The organism is Coraliomargarita parva (genome assembly GCF_027257905.1).
Lineage (GTDB): Bacteria > Verrucomicrobiota > Verrucomicrobiia > Opitutales > Coraliomargaritaceae > Coraliomargarita_A > Coraliomargarita_A parva.
This window is the reverse complement of sequence record NZ_JAPZEI010000001.1, coordinates 98,263-118,766: the sequence shown is the minus strand read 5'-3', so window position 1 is coordinate 118,766 and position 20,504 is coordinate 98,263. Positions and strand designations below refer to the sequence as shown.

Here is a 20,504-nt window from a genome sequence, read left to right as displayed (position 1 = left end):
AAATGAAAGGGCGGAGTTGAATTCTATTTAAGCCGGATGCTCGTCCGGTACCGCGAATGGATCGTCGGGGGTGTCCTGTAGATGGTATCTACCTATTGTATTGAAACTTCGCCTGCGCTTGAAATACCGGTGGAGATGTTACAGTCACATGCCAGCGCTACGGAATATGCTCTCGGAATGGAGACGCGTGTCTCTGGATCCTTGCGCCTTAAAAGCCGGAAACAGGGGTCATTCCTTTGCTTGAATGCTCTCTAGCGGCAGGTAAAATACTCCGTTGCCTGGGGTGCCGACGACGAGGCGCCTGCCCGCAAAGGCCATTTTTAGGCGATGCCGCTGGGGCAGGTGATCGTCGACTGGATGCCAGTTGTAACCGGCATTGCCGGTTATCAGGATGCCGCCCGCGTCGTCGAGGGCGACTGCGATGAAACGGCTATTGCTTTGGTCGATGGTGAACGCATGCACGCCTTGGTCCAGGATTTTGCTCCAGCTCCGGCCGTTATCCTCGCTGCGGTGCAGGCCGCCGTATTGTTCGGAGAGATAGTAAACTCCGGATTCATCGGGCGAGGTCAGGAGTTGTGTGAACTTGCTTTGGGAGTTCCTCAGCTGGATGGAGGATTTCTGCCATGGTTGTCGGTCGCTGCTGCGATAGTAGAGCATATGATGCTTCATTGCGACCATGGAACCATTCGGGTTGCGTGCCAGTTGATAACCGTTGTCCCAGATGGAACTTTGGAAAAAGCTATTTCCTTCGGGCAGGCCTTCGCTGTCCCATGTCCAGGATTGACCGCCATCCGAGCTCATCCAGACCCCGCCCTGGCCCGGGGCGATCGGGCCACTGACGCCGATGTAGACTTTATCGGGATTTTTCACGTCGACCGCCAATGAATTGACGCGCCACTGGTCTTTTGCCTGCGGGATGTTTTTCATGGGTGAGCGCTCAAAATGGACACCCCCGTCTTGGCTGACGAAAAGCGTGTCGGCATACCATCCATGATATTTCGGTCCGAGGATATAAACGACATCCGGGTTCGATGGAGCGACCGCGATCGCTTTATAGTTGTCGGCAGAACCGCCGCCTTTTTGGAACGATGCCGCTCCGTCGGTGGATCGGAAGTAGCCATTGTCGGCCATGCCCATGTGAACAATATTTGGATTGTTCGGCATTTGATGAACCGCGTGGATGACAGTGTTTTCAATCCCATCGATGGTCAGTGTCCAGTTCTTGCCGGAATTCCAAGTTTGGTAAATCGTGTAATAATCGCCGAAAAACCAGTGCTTGGGATTAAGCGGGTCGACCACGATACAGGCAGTGGCGCGTCCGAACTTATCCCAGGTATTCGGCTTTGAGCGGCCATACCATTCGCCCTGGAAGCGTTCGCCGGATTCAATCTTTCTCCAAGGGCTATCGGTTGGCTGTTTGATGAAGAAGGACCCTTTACCATTGGCCAGCAAGAGGAAGTCAGGGCCTGCGCCGATGGCTTTATAACTTTTGTCTGAAGTGGGAGATGGCTTGCTCTCCGATATTTCGAGGCCTTCGTTGGCTTCCTGCCAGCTGTCCCCGTGGTCCTCGGTGTAAGCGACGGTTCGGCTATCGAAAAGACCATACCAACGTTCTGCATTGACCGGATCTTGCACGATTTCAATGGGGGCTATTTCGCTCAACCGGGCCCATGTGCGGCCTCCGTCTTCAGATCGATAGAACCCACCTGCCAGGTCACGATAATTCCTCGATCCATTCCATGTCGTCTTATTCGACATCTTGCGGGATTCCGCACAGACAAAAAGCCGGTTTGGATTGTGCCGGTCAATATCCAGATCATTGACGTAGCATTGCTCCAATCCCAGTGATTCCCAGCTTTCGCCATTGTCGTGGCTCACGAATGCACCGTCCCAACCAGGTGCCGCATAGAGCGTTTCCGGGGCCTTCGGCGAGCGCTGCAGAATGCGGCCCGTGCTACGATTGGAGCCATTGCCGAAGACTTGTGTGTCGAGAACCTTCTTCCAGCTTTCACCGCCATCAGTGCTTTTAAATAGGCCCTGCTGCGGGGTCCATTGATCGCCGACTGCAGCAATCAGTTCATCCGGATTTTGCGGATTGACCAGAAGGTCGCGAACACAGTCCAGGCTTTGCGGATGGTAGTTGATGTGCACCATACGCCAATTGCGGCCCTCGTCGTCAGAGCGGAAAATGCCACCGACATCGCTATGGGTATAAAGGATGTCCGGGTTGACCTCGTTGGTCAGGATATTGAGCAAATAGCCGCCTCCGCCGATCTTGCTGGAGCGCCAGTGGCCGTAGTGTGCCAGGTTCTCCTTTGGATTGAAGACCGACTCCACCACGGCGTCGGGCATGGGCTGTATGGGTTCGCCTGTAGGCGGTTTTGCCTGAACCGGTTCGCCCGTGACTGCTTCCTTTGCGGGTGCTTCGCTGGATTCGGGTGCGTTCGTGGACGGCTTACGCTGATGGCAAGCGGACAATATCCAGATGGTCGAAAATGATAGGAATGGAATGAGCAGAATGCGTCGCATGTGATCGTCTCGAATGGGGGACTTGCAGGAGATCCGGCGTCTTTGAAACCCTGCTAACAATTGCGGTTTGCCCAGTATAGTCGACCTCAACTTGATGATGAAATGACAGTTCCGGTGTTACTGTCACTCATGGGGTGGTGCACCATTCCGAAGGATCAGATAAATATGCCTTCGGATGGTGCACCGGTTCCATTGATCATGCGAGTCTATCAGTTGCTTGCCTCTAGCGTGACTTCCTTAGCGCTTTCCAACTCGCCATCACTGACACACAGACGGATGACATAGCTTCCTGCGGTGTCGAGTTCGACCGATGCGTTGGCCGTTTCCGCATTGGTGAACACCACGGAGCCGGGACCGCTGACCACTTCCCATGTGTAAGTGAGGCTTTGAGTTCCGGGAATCCCGTCATCGGTCGCAGAACCATTCAAGGCGACTGCGGCGCTCACCTGCACATCGGCGGTTGCGGTGCCGGAGTCGTATTCGATTCCCAGGTCAGGCGCGCCTTCCCCTGTGGGAGTCGTCGTGCTTTGTGTGAGGTAGAGCTTGTCGAACCAGACGCCGTCTTCGCGCATCCATACGTTGATCGTATAGGTGCCTGCGCTTGGAATGGTGATGGCGGACAAGCTTGTCCACACTTTGCTACTCCAGGACCAGGCGCCGTCAACGACGCTACCGACGCCATACCGGCCATATGTGACCGGACTGCCGTCTAGACCGAAGTGCACGGAATCATCCACGTTGGAGTCACCATAGAGGCGGGCCCAGACGTAGTAAGTGCCCGGCGTGCTGAAGTAGACATCGTAATCGAGCCGTGGGCCGACGATCGTATCCCCGGTATTTCGTCCGGTATTCGCATCGCTGGTCATGGCTCCGGTTCCGGTGTAACCGGCCTGCTGGTCACTGAAGGTCCAGTAGCTGCCGGAAAAATCGCCGGAACCGGCTGCCGAGACGGTGTAGTTCTCCGCTTCGATGGCTACGCTGCCACCGAACTCGGCATACCCGGGAATATCGATGCTTGGTTCCGGTGGTGTGTTGGCCAGCGCATCGTAGGCAGCCGTGCCTTCCCCTGTGGGAGTCGTCGTGCTTTGTGTGAGGTAGAGCTTGTCGAACCAGACGCCGTCTTCGCGCATCCATACGTTGATCGTATAGGTGCCTGCGCTCGGGATGGTGATGGCGGACAAGCTTGTCCACACTTTGCTGCTCCAGGACCAGGCGCCGTCAACGACGCTGCCGACGCCATACCGGCCATATGTGACCGGACTGCCATCTAGACCGAAGTGCACGGAGTCATCCACGTTGGAGTCACCATAGAGCCGGGCCCAGACGTAGTAAGTGCCCGGCGTGCTGAAATAGACATCGTAATCGAGCCGTGGGCCGTCTGTCGTATCGCCGGAATTGTTACCGATGTTGACATCGCTGGTCATGGCCCCGGTTCCGGTGTAACCGGCCTGCTGGTCACTGAAGGTCCAATAGTGGCCGCTGAAATCGCCGGAGCCATCTGCCGAGTCGCTGAAGTTTTCAGCTTCGATGCTGATCTCGCCGCCAAACTCAGCGTAGTTGCCGGTCGGTTGTGTATCCAGCACAGTCAAGTTGACCACGCGCGTGGTGATTAGCCCGTCCGTCGAGGTCGCCGTCAACAGGATGCTGTAGCGACCTTCCTCTGTGAAGCGAACCGATGTTCTTTGTGCGGTGGGATCGTCGATTTGGATGCCGCTGGGATTATCGAGAACCGACCATTGGAGACTCGCCGGCACGTCGAAGAGTTCATAGTAGTCGGCTTCGAGGATGGCAATTTGACCGGTGGTATAGACGCCATCATCATTGGCCGGATGTCTGATTTCGAGACTTTCGATCGTCAGCGGGAGATAGAAGGTGCCGTTTCCAGGCGTGCCGACGACCAGGCGGTCTCCGGCAAATGCCATCTTCAGGCGATAACGCTGCGGGATGTTGTTATCGACGGCTGTCCAGGTGCTGCCTCCGTCGTCGCTGAGCAGGATGCCCCCGGCTTCGTCGAGCGCGGCCGCGATCCGGTCCTGATTCGGGTCGACGGCCAGCGACTGCACGCCCTGATCCAGAACGCGGGTCCAGGTCGCGCCGTTGTCGTCGCTTCGATGCACGCCGTAGTAGGATTCGCCCAGATAGTAGACGCCGCTTTCGGTCGCGGAGGCATAAACCTGGTTGAAACTCCCGCCATTTCTGGTGATGGAGGCCTTCGCCCAGTTGTCATTATCACTGTCCCGATAGTAGATCGAACCGCTGGTGGCGGCGACCATGGAGCCGTTGAAATTACGGGCGAGTTGATGTCCCGTATCCCAGATCGAGGATTGGAAGAAGCTCGATGCCGAGGGGAGTCCGGCGCTGTCCCAGGTCCAGGTGTCACCGGCGTCCGTGCTGGCCCAGACGCCACCTTCATCCTGCGCGACGGCACCGCTTACGGTGATGTAGATTTTTTCTGAATCGCTCGAATCCACTGCGATCGAATTGACGAGCCATTGATTGATCGCACTTCCGACTGTATCCGGATCTTTCGGGACATTCGTCATATCCTGACGGTATAAGCTGAGCCCGCCGTTCGTGCTGGCATAAACTGTATTCGAATACCAGCCGACATACCAATTGTGGTTACCCAGAATGTAGACGGTATTCGGGTCGGACGGAGCGACGGCAACCGCTTTGCAATTGCTGGTGGATCCCGCGCGGGTGGGGAATGAATCTGCGCCATTGATTGACTGGTAATAACCGTTATCGGCCATCCCCATGTGCACGGTTGCCGGATCACTCGGCACGCCGGCAACATCATGTATGACGGTGTTCTCGATGCCGTCGATGGTCAGTGTCCAGTTTGCTCCGGCATCCCATGTCTGGTGAACGGAATACCAATCCGTGAAGAACCAGTGATCGGGGTCATTGGGGTCCACGACCACCGAGGCGGTGGCCCGGCCAAAGTGGTCCCATTCGCCCTCGACGGTTTTCGCATACCAGTCACCCTGATAACGGCCGACATTGGTAATGGGTGCCCAGTCACTGCTGAGGGGCTGTTTGATGTAGAAGGTCCCCGAGCCGCTGCCGACGACGAGGAAATCCGGTCCGGCGGCGAGACTCTTGTAACTAGTGTCCCATTGTGGGGGCGGTGAGGGATCGCTGGTCAATGACAGACCGGTGGAGTCGTCGGTCCAAGTCGCACCATAATCATCGCTATATTCGATTCGGCGGCAGTCTCGAATCGCATACCAGCGCGCGGCATCGACCGGGCTTTGCAGCATCTCGAGGGGGGCGGAGCTGTCGAGTGTCGTCCAGGTTTGACCTCCATCATCGGAGCGGAAGAGTCCGCCGGTCAGGCTGTAATAGGTACGGCTCGAGGTCCATGAACTGATACTCGACATCGTGCGTGTTTCCGCGCAGAGGAAGATGCGGTTGGCATTGGTGCGATCAATCTTCAGGTCGGTGACGTAATGCATCCCCATGTCGAGATTGACATCGCGGCGTTGCCAGGTGCTCCCGCCATCGGTGCTCATGAAAATGCCTTCAATCCCCGGCGCGACATAGATGGTGTCATCGTCGATCGGCGAGCGTTGGAGTATGCGTCCCGCGCTACGATTTGAGCCATTGCCGAATACCTGACAGTCGAGTGTCTTGGTCCAGCTTTGTCCGCCGTCATCGCTGACGTAGATGCCTTGCTTGGGCGCCCAGCGTGTGCCGACGGCAGCAATCAGCTTATCGGGGTCGTTCGGGTCGACGAGTAGGTCGCGAACACAGTCGAGGCTCTGGGGGCTGACCGTATTATGAACCATATACCAGTTTCGGCCATTGTCGTCCGAGCGGAAAATCCCGCCGACATCACTGTGCGCATACAGGATGTCCGGATCATAATCGTTCATGACCACATTTAGCATGTAGCCGCCACCGCCCATCTTGCTGGAGAGCCAGCGACCATAGGCGGCATAGTTCAGGTCGGGGTTGAATATTGCCTCCACCACGCCATTGGCGTCGGGACGCAAGGGGTCGTTCGCCGAGCTGTAAGAAGTGATGACCAGGCTCGCGAGTAGGGGTATTATTATTTTTCGTAGCATAAAGTGGGGCTTCACACGTGTTCATGAGCTATATTTTGTGGGGCTAAGGCTCTGCGTGTTTTCTTGTGCTGCTACGTTTACATAGTGAATCGTCTGGACCTTGGAATCATGATGTTAATGTTACTGTCACTTTGCTTATCAAATACGTATCGATGTCCAATGATACACAGTGAAAGGCGAATTCACCGCACTAAAGTGCTTCAGCGGGCGAAAGCCCTGCCTTACCTCTTTTCCAAGCGCCGCTGTAGTTGAGCGGCATGCAGGTCGGCAGGGTCCAGCTCTGTCGGATCTATGGTCTCCCACCAGAGGCCGTTCGGATCTTTGACCTCCGGCTCGGCCGTATGCAGACCGATGAAATTGACCTCGGCCGGACCGAATTCCGAGCCGGGATGTGGGATGTTCTGCTGGCTATAAATCGCCCAGAAGGTCGCGCCCCGTGCCGTATGCTTGCCTCGCTGCTTGCCCCCGCCAAATCGCCAGATCAGCTTGCCCTCGCCGCAGTCTATCTGGCAGAACAGGTTGTCGTGCGGGCACCAGCGGTGGTGGTCGAGGGAGAGATTGGGACCTTTGCCATATTTGATGACATTGCCGCTGGCCATGTTTTCGACGGTGATGTCGTGGATAAACTGTGTGCGGAACTCGAAGTGCTGTAGGAGATTGTCCTGCGCGTCCATGGTGAAACTGATACCATGATGCCCTTGGTCGCCGGTGACATCGGGGCGCTTCGATACGAAGGTGATGTTCTCCAGCGTGCAAAACTGGCTCCTTAGAAAGATGCCGCTGTCCGCATGAAGGATGTCCACATTACGCACCCAGCAGTTGGCTGCTTGTTCGATGGCAATCGCATTCATGCCCAGTTCCTTGAAGTGTCCGCCATAGGGTTCGACGGGGAATTCGATGCTCAATTGCTCGATCCCGCATTCGGATACGGTGGGTTCAAAGGTGGTCAGGGTCGGCTTCCATGCCGGGCGCAAGTCAAAGCGCAGGGGGCGTTCGATCCGGAGCAGGTTTCCCTGGATGTCAGTGATGCGTGAGATAAATGTGGCTTTATTTAAATTGTAGAGATCCGCGATGCCTTCGCCCGGATCCCCGGCATAGAGGTGTCGGGTGATCGAGGCATCATGTGCATCCTGAATATTGACGCGAACCGTTTGTCCAACTGAAAGGGAACTGGTGTCGGCGACTTCGAAAGTCGTATCGCCGCGGACGGCTGTAGTGATGATCCCTGTGAGTCGCTTGTCGTTTCGCTGTCCCTTGATCCAGATAAATCCGCCGGACCAGGAGTAGTTCGAGGTCTGCTGGCCTTCGGTTGTCGCACCCATGTTTGGCCGGACCTGCTCGAGCTTCGTAGTCGGGACGATGAAAGTTTTGTCCGGCCCGGCACCCCGCAGCACGATCCCGGACTTTTTAATCCAGAGAATATCACTGATCAGGTAGCGGCCTTCCGGAATTTTGATGACACCTTCGGCCTGTGCAATGGCCTGCCTGAAGGCCTCGGTGCTATCAGTCTTGCCGTCGCCGACCGCACCGAAGTCAAGGACATTGGTGCCGGCCGCTTCATCGGGTAAGGGGCTTTCGCCCATGTGATAGCCCGCAAAGGAGAAGTCTGGCAGGCGGCCATGGTTATTCCATTTTTCCCCATGCTTGCCCCATAGGTCGGATTGCTCGGCTGAAGCATTCAGGATCAATGACATAATGAGTAAAATCGTAGAGATGTGGGTTTTCTTGGGGAGAGACACGTCATTAGAGAATGAAAGAAATCTGGTGACCGTTCAATCTTCGTAACGTGGTTTCGACCAGAATTTCTTTAGGAAATGCGCGACCATCTTGGGCTGCCGTTCTCGGGTAAAAACGCCCTTCTTGTTGCCGCCCACCCGGGCAAAGCCCTGTGCGGTCCGGAAATCGGCAAAATTCCAGATGTGTTCGCCGACGACGAAGTCCATTTCGCGCATGACTTCGATCAGTCCGAGGATGAGCTCGGTTTGATACTCCTCGCTCCACTGCTCGACCGGCAGGCTGTGCATGCCCGCGATCGTATCGGCGCCGAATTCCGTAATCAGGATCGGTTTCCGGAACTGTTCGTGCATCTGTTTGAGGGATGCGCGGAGGTGCTCCTTGGCGGCATCGACCTGGCCGGGGAGGTGATACCAGCCCGGATAGGTGTTGACGCCGACCACATCGAAGAAATCCATGACCAGGTCGTCGGCACCTTTGCAGCTGATCATGGTCACCGGTCGGGTCGAGTCCATGGAGCGAACGAGTTCGGAAAGCTCCTTGAAGTAGGGAATCGATTCAGGACGGTCGGTGGTGGCTTCGTTGGCGACCGACCACATGATTACCGAGGGGTTGTTGCGGTCGCGTTCGATGAGCTCGGCCAGCACCTTTTTATGGGCTTTCAGGGTCTGCTCGTTGACGTAGTCGAAATTGATGGAAACGGCCGGAGCCTCGGCGATGAGCAGGATGCCCTGTTCGTCAGCCAGCTGTATAAGCTCTTCGGAGTAGGGGTAGTGCGTGGTGCGGTAGGAATTCGCGTGGATCCATTTCAGAAGCTCGTGGTCGCGGATGTTGACTGAGTGGTTGAGGCCTTTGCCGATGATGTGAAAGTCCTCGTGACGTCCGAAGCCCTGCAGGTAAACCGGCTTCTCGTTGAGCAGGATGCGGTTGCCATCCACCTTGACGGTGCGCACCCCGAACTGCTGGGTGTAGTCGTCGAGTACATTGCCATCCGTATCGATCAACTGAATGCGGGCTTGGTAGAGATTTGGCCGGTTGACGCCCCAGAGTTGCACCGACTCGATTTTCAGCATCGAGGCAAATGTCTGGTCGTGGAGCTCCACCGTCGTGCTGGCTTCCGTGCCTTGAACCGAGATGAACGCCTTCGCTGCCTGACCGCAGCACCGGCCACCGATGCTGACATGGCCGGTGTTCCCCTCGTAAGTGGTTTCGACGGCGACCTGGTCCAGCCATGCGGTTTTGGGAGTCGTGTAAATCGCGACCGGTCGCTGGATCCCCGCATAGGGGAAAAAGTCGAAAGGCGTGTCCGGGTACTGTCCGGCGAACTGCCCGGCCTCCGGCTTGTTCTGCAGATTCCCCATCGGGACCGTTTCGTTCGAGAGTGTATTCTCGACCCGCACACAGAGCAGGTTCTCGTCGTCGAACTTGGCGAGTTCCGTGATGTCAAACTCGAAGGGGGTGTACCCGGTCTCGTGACCGCCGAGATGTTGCCCGTTCAGATACACTTCCGCCCGGTAGCTGACCGATCCGAAGCGAAGCACGATCCGCTCGGACCGGAGCATCCGCGGCAATTGGAAGCTGCGTGCATACCAAGTCCCTTTCTCCCAGGTGCGGAATTCGTTGTCCGTGAAGAGGTCGTTGTAACTGCCGGGCACCGCGACTTGCTTTTCCGCGGTGAAACCTTCGGCGTAGTTGCTTTCGTCGAGCTCGCGGGCAAAATTCCAGATACCGTTCAGTTCGAACAGGTCTCTCGTTTGTGTGCGTTTTGGATAGAGCATGAATATACAATTTAATGTAGACCCCCATTGTCTGGGTTAAGCATTTGTCGACTGATACAGTCACAAATACCGTAGCGGCGAGCTCAGGCCGGGAGAGCTGCCACGACTCGCTCCACACCAAAACGGCCGGAAGTATCCCTTCCGGCCGTTACCTTGAAAGTCGTTGAACTAGAATAGCACGGACTTAATAAGGGGAATTGAATATTTGGGCCTATAGAGGCTTTGGGCGGTAGTGGCTGCTTTAGCTGCCATATTACGTCCTGCAGGTGCGTCGACTTGCTGGCGACTGAAGTCGCCACTACGGATCATTGCCTTTAGTCCGTGCCATTCTCGTTGAACTACTTTTATGCCTTGCGCCGCTTAAGCATGACCGAGCGCCAAGGCGCTCAGTCCGAGGGAGGGGTTCTACTTGGGTCTATTGTGTCGATTTTTCTCAGTGCCGAATATGCGTCGAATAGCTTGCCGACCACGGACCCGGTTCGCCGGCACGAACCGGGCGGATGCGGAATGTGTAATCGCCCGGTTCCAAGCCGGAGATCTTGGCGGCGCCTCGCAGCTTTTTGATTACGAGCGTTTGTGCTTCGCCCCCGTCCTTCTCGTAGGCGATTTCATAGTCGTCGTTCTCGTCGACCACGGTGAAGCCGACCATGCAGCTGTTTTGCATGGGCACGACGGCTTGAATGTAGACTGCGTCTTCGGGGCGCTCTGCCGGGATGGCGGTCATCGTGGGCAGTGGTGCATCGCTGGCCTCAGCGGTAAAGAGTTCCCGCATTTCGTAGGCCGCGGCTTTCGGTTGGCGCCACACGTTATACATGCCCCAGGCGCGGTTTTCGGTGAGCGGCGTGCCGCCAAAGTGGCTGCGGTAGTCGTTGTAGCTCCAGATCGAGCAGCCCACGACGTAATCGAATTCCTTCAAGGCCAGGATCTCTTCCTTTAGCTGCTCGTGCAAGCCATTGTCGAGGCTCTCGCCGATCTGGCTCTTCCCGAGCTCGGACACGAAGACCGGTTTTTCGGGCCAAACCTGGTGCAGCTTTTGCACCTGCCCGGGCGCCCCGCCATAGCTGTTATGCATCATTATGTCGACGAGGTCGTTCGGGTCGATTCCCGGGCCATTGGCCGCTGTGGCCGTGTTGCTGACGTAGGTTTTCAGCCGGGTCGAATCCAGGCTCGCGACATGTTCGATCATGGTGCGGACGTATTCGTAAATCCGCCAACTCATCTTTTGCCCATCCAGGTTCTTTTCCGCCAACTCGTTGCCGACGGACCAACCGATCACGCAGGGGTGATTGTAGTCGCGTTCGATCATCTCGGTCAGCCATTGCTTCGTGAGTGGATTGTTGGGCTGGGTTTGCTGCTCCGTTTTGCCCCAGACCGGAATTTCCTCGATGATGAGCATGCCGACTTCGTCGCAGTAATCGAGCAGGGCAGGGTTTTGGGCATGGTGCGCGATACGGCTCATGCGCGCCCCCATCGCCATCATTGTGTCGATATCAAACCTTATGAGTGGCTCCGGGTCGGTTTGCCCGTAGGCCCGGTGGGTGGCGATGCGGTTGAAACCGTTGAGATGCAGCTCTTTTCCGTTCAGGAGGAGCTTGGCATTGGCTGTCTCAATTTTTCGGATACCGAATCGGTCCTTCTTTTCGGAAACCGAGCCATGGTCATCAATCAATCGGCTCAGTAGCTGGTAGAGGTACGGATCCTCCAGATCCCAAAGACGGGCTTCCGATGCCGCGAGTTCGAAGTGAAGGGAGACCTTGACGGTTTCGCCGGGATCAACTGAAAGGGACTCCTTCGATAAACTGCCGTGTGGCGTCTGGCTTTTCCAACTGACGATGCGTGATTGCAGCTCACCGGTAAAGACGTCTTCACCGGAATTTCGAACCGTGACCTCAAGGTCAATTGTCGAGCTGCCGTCGTCAAGATTGGGCTCGGCTATGATTTTCTGACGGACAATCCGAACGGGACCCTCGTTGACCAAGTAAACTTTCTGATGGATGCCACCCCATTTCCACCAGGCGCCGCGGTTGTATTTGTTGTTTACAGTGACTGCCAGTGTATTGGTTTCGCCCTTGCGGATGACCTTGGTTACGTCGAATTCAAAGGGCGTGTAGCCACCCACATGCTTGCCCAGGTATTCATCGTTCAGCCAGACTTCTGTGGTTTGATAGACCGCGCCGAAGCGCAGGCGAAAGGATGGCTCCTCCCATGTTTCCGGCAGGTCGAACTCCTTCACGTAGAATGCGGTGCCGGTGAAGTGGGCATATTTATTTTCGGTATCCCAGCTCCCGGGAACAGTCATGTCCGCCCAGCGGGAGCGATCGTATCCCGGTTGTCTCCAGCTGGGATCGTCCGCATGTTTTGGGTAGATGGAAAACTTCCATTGCCCCGAAAGGTCCAACTCCTGCGCTGCATGCAGCGAGAGAAGCGAACTGAGGCAAAGGAGCAGGAGGCCGGCGATTTTCAGGGGGGAGCGGAGCATCTGATGTTTGAATTTCGGAGACATTGCAGTTGTTGGCGCGAGTGTTGATCCCACGCAAGAACCGGAAGTATACGGTGCTTGCAAAGTCTTCTTAAACCCGGGCTTCGGTGTTACAGTCACAGTTTGCGGCAGTTTGTGACTGTAACAAATTTGTGGCGGTTGTGCGACTATCTTTGCTGTCGTCTAATATTTGATCTTTGCGGTAGGCTGTGGTCGTGACTCTTCAGCGGACAACGCGGGATCACCCACCCCAACTGACACTGTTTTCCACTTATGCACTCCATCGATTACTTCGTGCTTTCAGTTTACCTGATCGGTATTTTCCTGGTCGGGCTCTTTCTTTCGTTCAAGAACAAGAGCTCGGAAGACATGTTTGCCGCCGGAGGGGAGTCGCCCTGGTGGACTTCCGGCTTGAGTGCGTTCATGACGATGTTTTCGGCCGGGACTTTTGTAGTATGGGGTGGGATCGCCTACCAGCATGGCTTAGTCGCAGTCATCATCAACCTTTGTTATGGTGTGGCGGCGCTGCTGGTAGGTTTTTTCGTCGCCGGGCACTGGAAACGAATGGGCGTCAAGACGCCGGCCCAATTCATCGAGCTGCGCTTTGGAGCTTCGGCTGTGCAGTTCTACACCTGGGCGATGATGGTCTTCCGTATCGTTGGCGTGGCGGTTTCCCTGTACTCGCTCTCAATTGTGCTTGTGGCGATGATGCCCCTGGATGCGGGCAACCCGCTGTGTGATCCGTCGACGGGGAACCTGTCTTTGGTTTGGGCCATTATTATCTTCGGTGGCATTGTGGTGATTTACACCATGGCCGGTGGGCTCTGGGCCGTGTTGATGACGGATGTGCTGCAGTTCATCGTGCTGAATCTGGCCGTGATCTTTATTGTGCCTTTGGCCTTTGCCAGTACCGGTGGTGTGGGGGCATTCCTTGAGAAAGCACCGGAAGGCTTCTTTGCCCTGACGAGCAATAAATACACGGTCTTCTTCCTCGTCGGTTGGGTGCTGATCCACTTTTTCATGATCGGGGCGGAATGGGCCTTTGCCCAGCGCTTCATCTGTGTGTCGAGTGAGAAGGAGGCGAAGAAGAGCGCTTATCTGTTTGGCGGACTTTATTTGCTGAGCCCGATGCTCTGGCTCCTGCCGCCGATGATCTACCGCACGATCAATCCGGATGCGGACCCGCAGGAGGCTTACATTCTGGCCTGTCGCGCGGTCCTTCCGGCTGGTATGGTGGGCTTGATGGTGGCCGCCATGTTTTCCGCCACGGCCAGTATGGTGAGTTCGCAGTTGAATGTTTTTGCCGGTGTGCTGACGGACGAGATCTATCGACGCCTCTTGAAGCCGGAGGCATCGGAACGGCATCTGGTTCAAATGGGCCGCGTCTTTACGATTTTGCTGGGTGCCGTGTTGATCGGTGTCTCGTTGCTGATTCCCTATCTGGGCGGAGCCGAGAAGGTGGTCGTGGCGATTACCAGCCTGATGGTGGGGCCTTTGTTGGCTCCGACGATTTGGGGCCTTTTCAGCAAACGTGTCGGCATCCGGGCGATCTGGACGACTGTGGCTATCAGCTTCGTGCTGGGGCTGGTTTTAAAAATCGGCTTGGGTGCGAACGGCATGCTGGTGTCCGAATCGACACAAGCGCTGGCGGATTGGCTCCAGGCCAACGGTACGACGGTGGACCTGATCATCGGCGTGGTGATCCCCGTCAGCATCCTCACCGTGATGCACTTCTGGCGGGGCGAAACGGCGGCCGGCTGGAAACGCGTTGAACAACAAGTCAACGAGGTCATTGCGGCGGGCAAGGTGACTGAGGCCAGCAGCCTGCCTGCGATCATTGTGGGCGGCTGCCTCCTGCTCTGCGGTCTGCTGATGTTCGGCCTCATCCCCTTTAACGACGAGGGGCATCTGATTTTAGCGGTCTTCGGTGCGGTGCTCGTGCTGATCACCTGCCTGATTTTCTTTTTTATCCGGATACAACAAAAACGGAATCTGACATGACTATTTCTGAACCAACGCTCGAAAGAGAGCTCAAAAAGATCGAACTTGAAGCGGATCTTGCCATTGTCGGCGGCGGGCTTGCCGGCACCTGTGCGGCGATCACCGCAGCGCGTCAGGGGATCCGTGTCGTTCTGGTTCAAGATCGTCCCGTTTTGGGCGGCAATGCATCCTCGGAAGTGCGCCTGTGGGCCTTGGGGGCGACCTCGCACCAGGGAAACAACAACCGCTGGGCACGCGAGGGCGGGGTGATCGACGAGATTGCGGTCGAAAACATGTGGCGCAACCGCGAAGGCAACCCCTTGTATTTCGATGCGCTGCTGCTGGAAAAGGTCCAGGCCGAGCCGAACATTACGCTCCTGTTGAACACGGCAATGGTCGCCCTGGACAAGGACGGGGAGAAACGGATCAAGACACTGCATGCCTTTTGCAGTCAGAACAGCACGCTCTATGATGTGACCGCCCCCTTGTTTTGTGATGCATCGGGTGATGGGATCGTCGGCTATCTGGCGGGGGCCGCCTATCGCGTCGGTGCCGAAACCGCGGAAGAATTTGACGAGCCCTTTGCGCCCGAAATCAGCTACGGTGAACTGCTCGGACACACCATTTACTTTTATGCCAAAGAGACGGGAGCGCCGGTTAAATACACTGCGCCGAGCTTTGCCCTGAAGGACATCACGCAGATTCCCCGTCATGAGCAGATTCAAGTCAATCAATACGGTTGTAACTTCTGGTGGCTGGAATACGGCGGTCGAATGGATACCATCCACGATACCGAAGCGATCAAATGGGAACTCTGGAAAGTCGCATATGGTGTTTGGGACTACGTGAAGAACTCGGGCAAGTTCCCGGATGCGGCGAACCAGACGCTTGAGTGGATCGGCACGATTCCCGGCAAGCGGGAGAGCCGTCGCTTCGAGGGTGACTACATGATGTGCCAGTCCGATATCATCGAGCAGAAGCGATTTGAAGATGCGGTTTCGTTCGGTGGATGGGCGATTGACCTTCATCCGGCCGACGGGGTCTATAGTTCCGAATCAGGCTGCACCCAGTTTCACAGCAAGGGGGTCTATCAAATTCCTTACCGGACGATGTATAGCCGGAATGTAGAGAACCTGTTTGTGGCAGGGCGTCTGATTTCAGCTTCACACATTGCCTTTGGTTCGACCCGTGTCATGATGACCTGCGCGCACAATGCGCAGGCGGTCGGCATGGCCGCGGCGATGTGCCGTGAAGCTGATTTAAATCCCAGCGATCTGACGGAGGCTTTACATATGCGGGAGCTGCAGCGTCGCTTATTGAGGAGTGGGCAATTCATTCCGCATCTCGAGCTGCCGGAGGATGCGGCAAACCTGGCTGGCTCGGCCTGTATTCAGGCCAGTAGCGAAAGCCGGCTCTGCGGCTTTCCGCAGTCGGGGGCTTATGCCACAATGGATTGCGCGCGTGCCATCTTGCTGCCGGTCGGGGCCGGGCCGATGCCGAAGTTGAGCTTCACGTTTACCAGCGAGCAAGCGCAGAACCTTGTTGTCCAACTGCGTCGCGCGAGCAAGGAGGGGAACTATACTCCGGATGAGGTTTTGGAAACACTGTCAGTCCCACTGCGTGCGGGGAAGGATGTGCTGATGCCGGTTGGCTTTAAGACCCAACTGGACACTTCCGGTTATGTCTTTGTCTGTCTGTTGGCTTGTCCGGGGGTGGAGATCGCGGTCTCTGACAGCTATCACACCGGAGTCATGCCTCTTGTACATACCGCCAATAAGAAGGTGGCCAAAAGTGCGGTGCAAACACCGCCGGAGGGCAGTGGATTTGAAAGCTTTGAATTCTGGCTACCGGAACGTCGCCCGGTGGGGAAGTTGCCGGCGCTGGTTATCGAGCCGGCCATCCCCGCTTTTGGCGTCGGCAACTTGGCAAACGACTACGTCCGGCCGTTTATTCAAAGTAATGCCTGGGTGGCGGATCCGAAAGATGAGGCTCCGGTTTTGACCTTGAAATGGCCGGAATCGAAACGCATCCGTAAAGTCATTCTCTTCTTCGATGTGGATTACGATCACGCCATGGAAACCGTGCAGTGGCACCACCCGGAAGACGCCATGCCGTATTGTGTGAAGCACTTCCGCTTGACTGACGGCAGTGGTGCGGTCCTAGCGGAAGATTCCAATAACTATCAGGGACGGGTCGAAATATGCCTGCAAGGGACGGTTGAAACATCAGCGCTGAAATTGGAACTGTTGGAGACACATGGTGCCCCGGCGGCGGTTTGTTCGATCCAAGTGTTTTCCGACTGATTTTTACTTTGAATATGAAATGCCTGCGTTACATTGCCCTACTGATGGGCTTGTTTATCACGCATTCCGGAATGGCGGAGGGAAATTCCACCATCTTACCGCTTGGGGATTCGATTACGGAAGGAGGCGGGCACTTTGTCTGTTACCGTCAGTTCCTGCCGTCGAAATTGGAAGCGGCCGGCTTGCATTTTAGCTTCGTGGGGCCGAAACAGGATGCCATGTCGGCCCACGCCGGCTACAGTGGCAAGAACACCGCTTACATCGCTTCCATGATCGAGGAGGTGTACCAACAATATCCGGCAGATGTGGTCTTGCTTCATTCGGGACACAATAGCTTCAGCAAGGACAAGCCGGTTCCGGGAATCCTGAAGGAGACGGACCGGATCGTCCGTGCGATCCTGACTCGCAATCCGGATGCGATCATCTTGGTCGCCCAAGTCATTGTTTCCGGGAAGTTGCCGAAGTACGCCTACATCCCGGAATTGAATGAAGCACTGGCAGAGTATGTTAGGACTTCGGAATACGCGGACAATCTTGTCTTGGTCAACCAGGCTGAAGGCTTCGATTGGGAGACGGATACCGTTGCGGATAAAGTCCATCCCAACGCGCAAGGTGCTGAGAAGATGGCCGACACCTGGCTGCGTGCCCTCAAGACGCTTCCGAGGAAGGAAGCGGGATTCTTCTTCGCGCAGTAGAGACTGGGTGTTTCAACGTTTTGGGCGTGTGAGTCATGATTGCGGGAACCCCTCCGTCCCGGACAAGCCGGGACACCTCCCCTTGGGCAAGAGGAGGAGCTTTTATTTAGTAACCCCGTAGAAGACACTCGCGGAGAAACAAGCTCCTCCTCCGCTTGCAGGGGAGGGGGATCCGAGAAGCGAAGACGTCGGGGGCCCACGCCACATACACGAGCCCAGAATTCTTGTACGACGCACCAACCACCCCGCCCAGCGGGCACTCCTCCTTAGCCAAGGAGGGGAATTTTGACGACGCTACACAGCTAGTTCCCCTCCCGAATCAGGAGGGGTGAATTCCGCCGAGCGGAAGCCGGGGTGGTCTCGAGCTGCTGATGACAAGACACAAACACTTAACCAGACCACGCAAGCCACCCCAAATAAGCTCCTCCTCTGCTTGCAGGGGAGGGGGACCGCGCCGCGGTGGAGGGGTTCCCAAGTCCGCTGAGCTCCCTTCTGTTTAGCTCACCCATCCCTTCTAGCCGTCAATGCATGCCCACAAAAAAAATCTCCCGACCGCACGAGGCATGTCGGGAGATTGAATCGATTAAACTTCGGCTAGCACTATTACCACTTGTAGTTCATGGTCACCCCGAATTGTTGGGGGTTGGCCGGATCCTCGTAACGACGGTCGTTGGGAACGAACGCATCGTCCGGATGGTAATTGTCGAAGTAGAAGATACGCTTTTCGTATTCCTCATCAAACAGGTTCTTGGCCCAGAGGGTCAGGGTCCAGTTTTGGTAACGGTACCCGACCGCCGCGTTAACCACCGCGAACGCACTGCGTTTTTCGTTGTGGCTGTTGGATTCGTAGTAGTCGTCACTGCCTACGACTTCGGCGTTGGCAAAGAACCCGTTGCCGGCTTCGTAATCGATCCTCGCGTTGAAGGTAAAGGCCGGTGCGTTCGACAGTTCGCGTGAGGCAACCTTGCCGCTGGGGTCGTTGTAGCTCTCGCGGTCCGTTTCGAGCAGGCCGAGGCCGGCACTTGCGGTGAACTGGTCGTTCAGGTACCAGGTTGCTTCCGCTTCCAGGCCGTAGTGTTCGGCGTCTTCTCCGTTGACCGTCAGGTAGCGGAAAAAGCCGCCGGCGCCTTGGGAATCACGCAGCTGTGCATCTTTACGGAGCAGGTAGAAGGTCGTTACCTGGGTGACCAGCTTCCCGTCGAACCAGTCGCTCCGCAGGCCGAATTCCAGATTGTAGAGTGTCTCGTTGTCGTAGGTCAACGGGTCGCCCGGTAGCGTGAAGCTGGCGACATTGGCACCGCCGGCCTTGTAGCCGCGGGCGAAGCTGGCGAAGAGCATCTGAGCCTGGCTGAGGTCATGCTCGAGGGTCACCTTCCCGCCCCATAGGAATTCGTCGGCGTCCGACTTGCCGCTCATGAGGGAGCCGGCATAGTAGCCTGCGTCCGTGCCCTTGCTTGTGGTTTCCACTTCGTAGTATTCCGCGCGGAGCCCGATGATCAAACGCGTGGATTCCGAGAAGTCATGGGCCATCTGGCCGTAGCCGGCCAGGTTGCTTGTCTCGAATTTGGAGCCCGCCGCCATTGTGCCGTACTCGTCGATATAGAATGTGTCGGTGTCCTCTTCCAGCGTCTGGAAATAGGTGCCCAGAGTCCAGCGGTCGACCCAGCCCCAGGCGTCGGAGCGGTCAACGGAGTCGAGGCGTAGTTCCTGACTGAATACATCACGCTCGCGTTCGGTTTCCAGGAATCCGTAGTAGCCGCTGAGTGCGTCGTCGGGCACGCCGATGTAGCCGGCGCCCCAGTCGGAGTCATAGCTGTAGAGGGAATCGGTCCGGCTATAGCTGGTGATGCTGGTCAGTTCTGCCTTATCCAGTCCGGTCCAGGTGCCCCGTAAGCTGCCGGCATAGGATTCCTGCTCGTCCCGTCCGGGTTCGTCGGAGTAGATGTCAAACTCGGTGTTATCCAGGCTGAACTCGTCGTAGCCATTGTCCGCATCGGCATAGAACAGCGTGCCGTCCCATTGCCAGTCCGGGCTTGCGATCCAGCGGAGCTTCAAACGGCTGGTCAATTCGTCGCGTTCATTGCTGTCTTCCTCGTGGAGGTAGCGGTTGTCGCGGAAACCATCCTGTTGCAGTTGGTGGACTGCCAAGCGGAAGGTCAGTTGTTCCGGATCATTTTCCAGTACCGGGCCGCCGACTGCCAGGCCGCCGGCGAACAGGCTGTCGGTGCCGACCGTACCCTCTACTTGTCCGGTCCAGAAGGGGGTGGGCGCATGGGTTGTAATCTTGACGACCCCACCGGCGGCGTTGGCGCCGAAGGCACCCGCCTGGGGGCCGCGCAAGACTTCGACTTGATCGACGTCAAAGAGGTTGCCGATGGTACCGAGACCGGTGAAGTCGAGGTCGTCGACGAGGAAGCGTACGGAGGAATCCGGGGTCTCGCCCTCGAATTGTGAATTTTCCCCGACGCCCCGGATCTGGAGATAGCGGGGGCGTGAGGTGCCGCCGGTCCAGGTCAGGTTGGGAATCGCGTTGACGATGTCTTCGAAGTGCTGGCTTCCGGACTGTTCGAAGCTTTCGCCTTCGAGCAGGCTGATGCTGGCAGTGGTGCGGTTCAGGTCGGATTCCCAGAGTTCGCCTGTGACGATGGCAGTGGGGAGGGCCTCGGGCTCGGCCGTATCCGCGCTTGCGTGTGTGCACAAGGGCAGGGCCGCGAGTGCGAGTGCTGTGAGTTGTTTCATATGGATCTCAATCTTCATGTTGTTGAGATCCGGCCTTTTGGCGGTGGAAGGCGGGAGGCTCGCTGGCGGCACTCCCTTCCTTTCCCTACGCCGGTGTCAACCGGATCAGGTTCAAAGGGACCGCTACTGTGCCGAAGCAGGGCAGCATCTCAGACCCATTCCAGGTCGCCCCCAAGGAAGACCGCCTAGGCTTGTCG

9 protein-coding genes and 1 riboswitch are annotated in these 20,504 nt (G+C 56.7%); of the genes, 3 read left to right on the top strand and 6 right to left on the bottom strand.

The window, feature by feature from the left end:
- Positions 1-228 precede the first annotated feature (228 nt).
- The 5 genes from O2597_RS00465 to O2597_RS00445 all read right to left on the bottom strand — a co-directional run bounded on the left by O2597_RS00465 (position 229) and on the right by O2597_RS00445 (position 12,614).
- The gene (locus O2597_RS00465; protein ID WP_269522184.1) at positions 229-2,529 is read right to left on the bottom strand and encodes a WD40/YVTN/BNR-like repeat-containing protein; all 2,301 of its coding nucleotides are present in this window, start codon (positions 2,527-2,529) and stop codon (positions 229-231) included.
- Positions 2,530-2,738: 209 nt separating this feature from the next.
- Positions 2,739-6,599, bottom strand: coding sequence for a PKD domain-containing protein (locus O2597_RS00460; protein WP_269522183.1), 3,861 nt, complete (start codon positions 6,597-6,599; stop codon positions 2,739-2,741).
- A gap of 221 nt (positions 6,600-6,820) precedes the next feature.
- Positions 6,821-8,293, bottom strand: coding sequence for a glycosyl hydrolase family 28-related protein (locus O2597_RS00455; protein ID WP_269522182.1), 1,473 nt, complete (start codon positions 8,291-8,293; stop codon positions 6,821-6,823).
- A gap of 78 nt (positions 8,294-8,371) precedes the next feature.
- On the bottom strand, positions 8,372-10,111 hold the full coding sequence (gene uidA, locus O2597_RS00450; protein ID WP_269522181.1) for a beta-glucuronidase: 1,740 nt from the start codon (positions 10,109-10,111) through the stop codon (positions 8,372-8,374).
- Positions 10,112-10,544: 433 nt separating this feature from the next.
- Positions 10,545-12,614, bottom strand: a complete 2,070-nt coding sequence (locus tag O2597_RS00445) for a glycoside hydrolase family 2 TIM barrel-domain containing protein (RefSeq protein ID WP_269522180.1) — start codon at positions 12,612-12,614, stop codon at positions 10,545-10,547.
- Between the two features lie 249 nt (positions 12,615-12,863).
- Between O2597_RS00445 and O2597_RS00440 the strand changes: the two genes are divergently transcribed.
- Genes O2597_RS00440 through O2597_RS00430 form a run of 3 tightly spaced genes read left to right on the top strand, consistent with a single transcriptional unit; the run spans position 12,864 to position 17,568 of the window.
- Entirely contained in the window at positions 12,864-14,591 is a 1,728-nt protein-coding gene (locus O2597_RS00440; RefSeq protein WP_269522179.1) for a sodium:solute symporter family protein, read from the top strand.
- Positions 14,588-16,873: an FAD-dependent oxidoreductase gene (locus O2597_RS00435; RefSeq protein WP_269522178.1), complete on the top strand. Its 2,286-nt coding sequence runs from the start codon at positions 14,588-14,590 to the stop codon at positions 16,871-16,873. Before O2597_RS00440 ends, O2597_RS00435 begins: the two co-directional genes overlap by 4 nt.
- Positions 16,874-16,887: 14 nt before the next feature.
- Positions 16,888-17,568, top strand: coding sequence for a GDSL-type esterase/lipase family protein (locus O2597_RS00430; RefSeq protein WP_269522177.1), 681 nt, complete (start codon positions 16,888-16,890; stop codon positions 17,566-17,568).
- Positions 17,569-18,171: 603 nt separating this feature from the next.
- On the opposite strand, the gene O2597_RS00425 is transcribed toward O2597_RS00430, so the two are convergent.
- Positions 18,172-20,307, bottom strand: a complete 2,136-nt coding sequence (locus O2597_RS00425; protein ID WP_269522176.1) for a TonB-dependent receptor — start codon at positions 20,305-20,307, stop codon at positions 18,172-18,174.
- A 65-nt stretch (positions 20,308-20,372) separates the two neighbouring features.
- Positions 20,373-20,490: riboswitch (TPP riboswitch) on the bottom strand.
- Between the last annotated feature and the right edge of the window lie 14 nt (positions 20,491-20,504).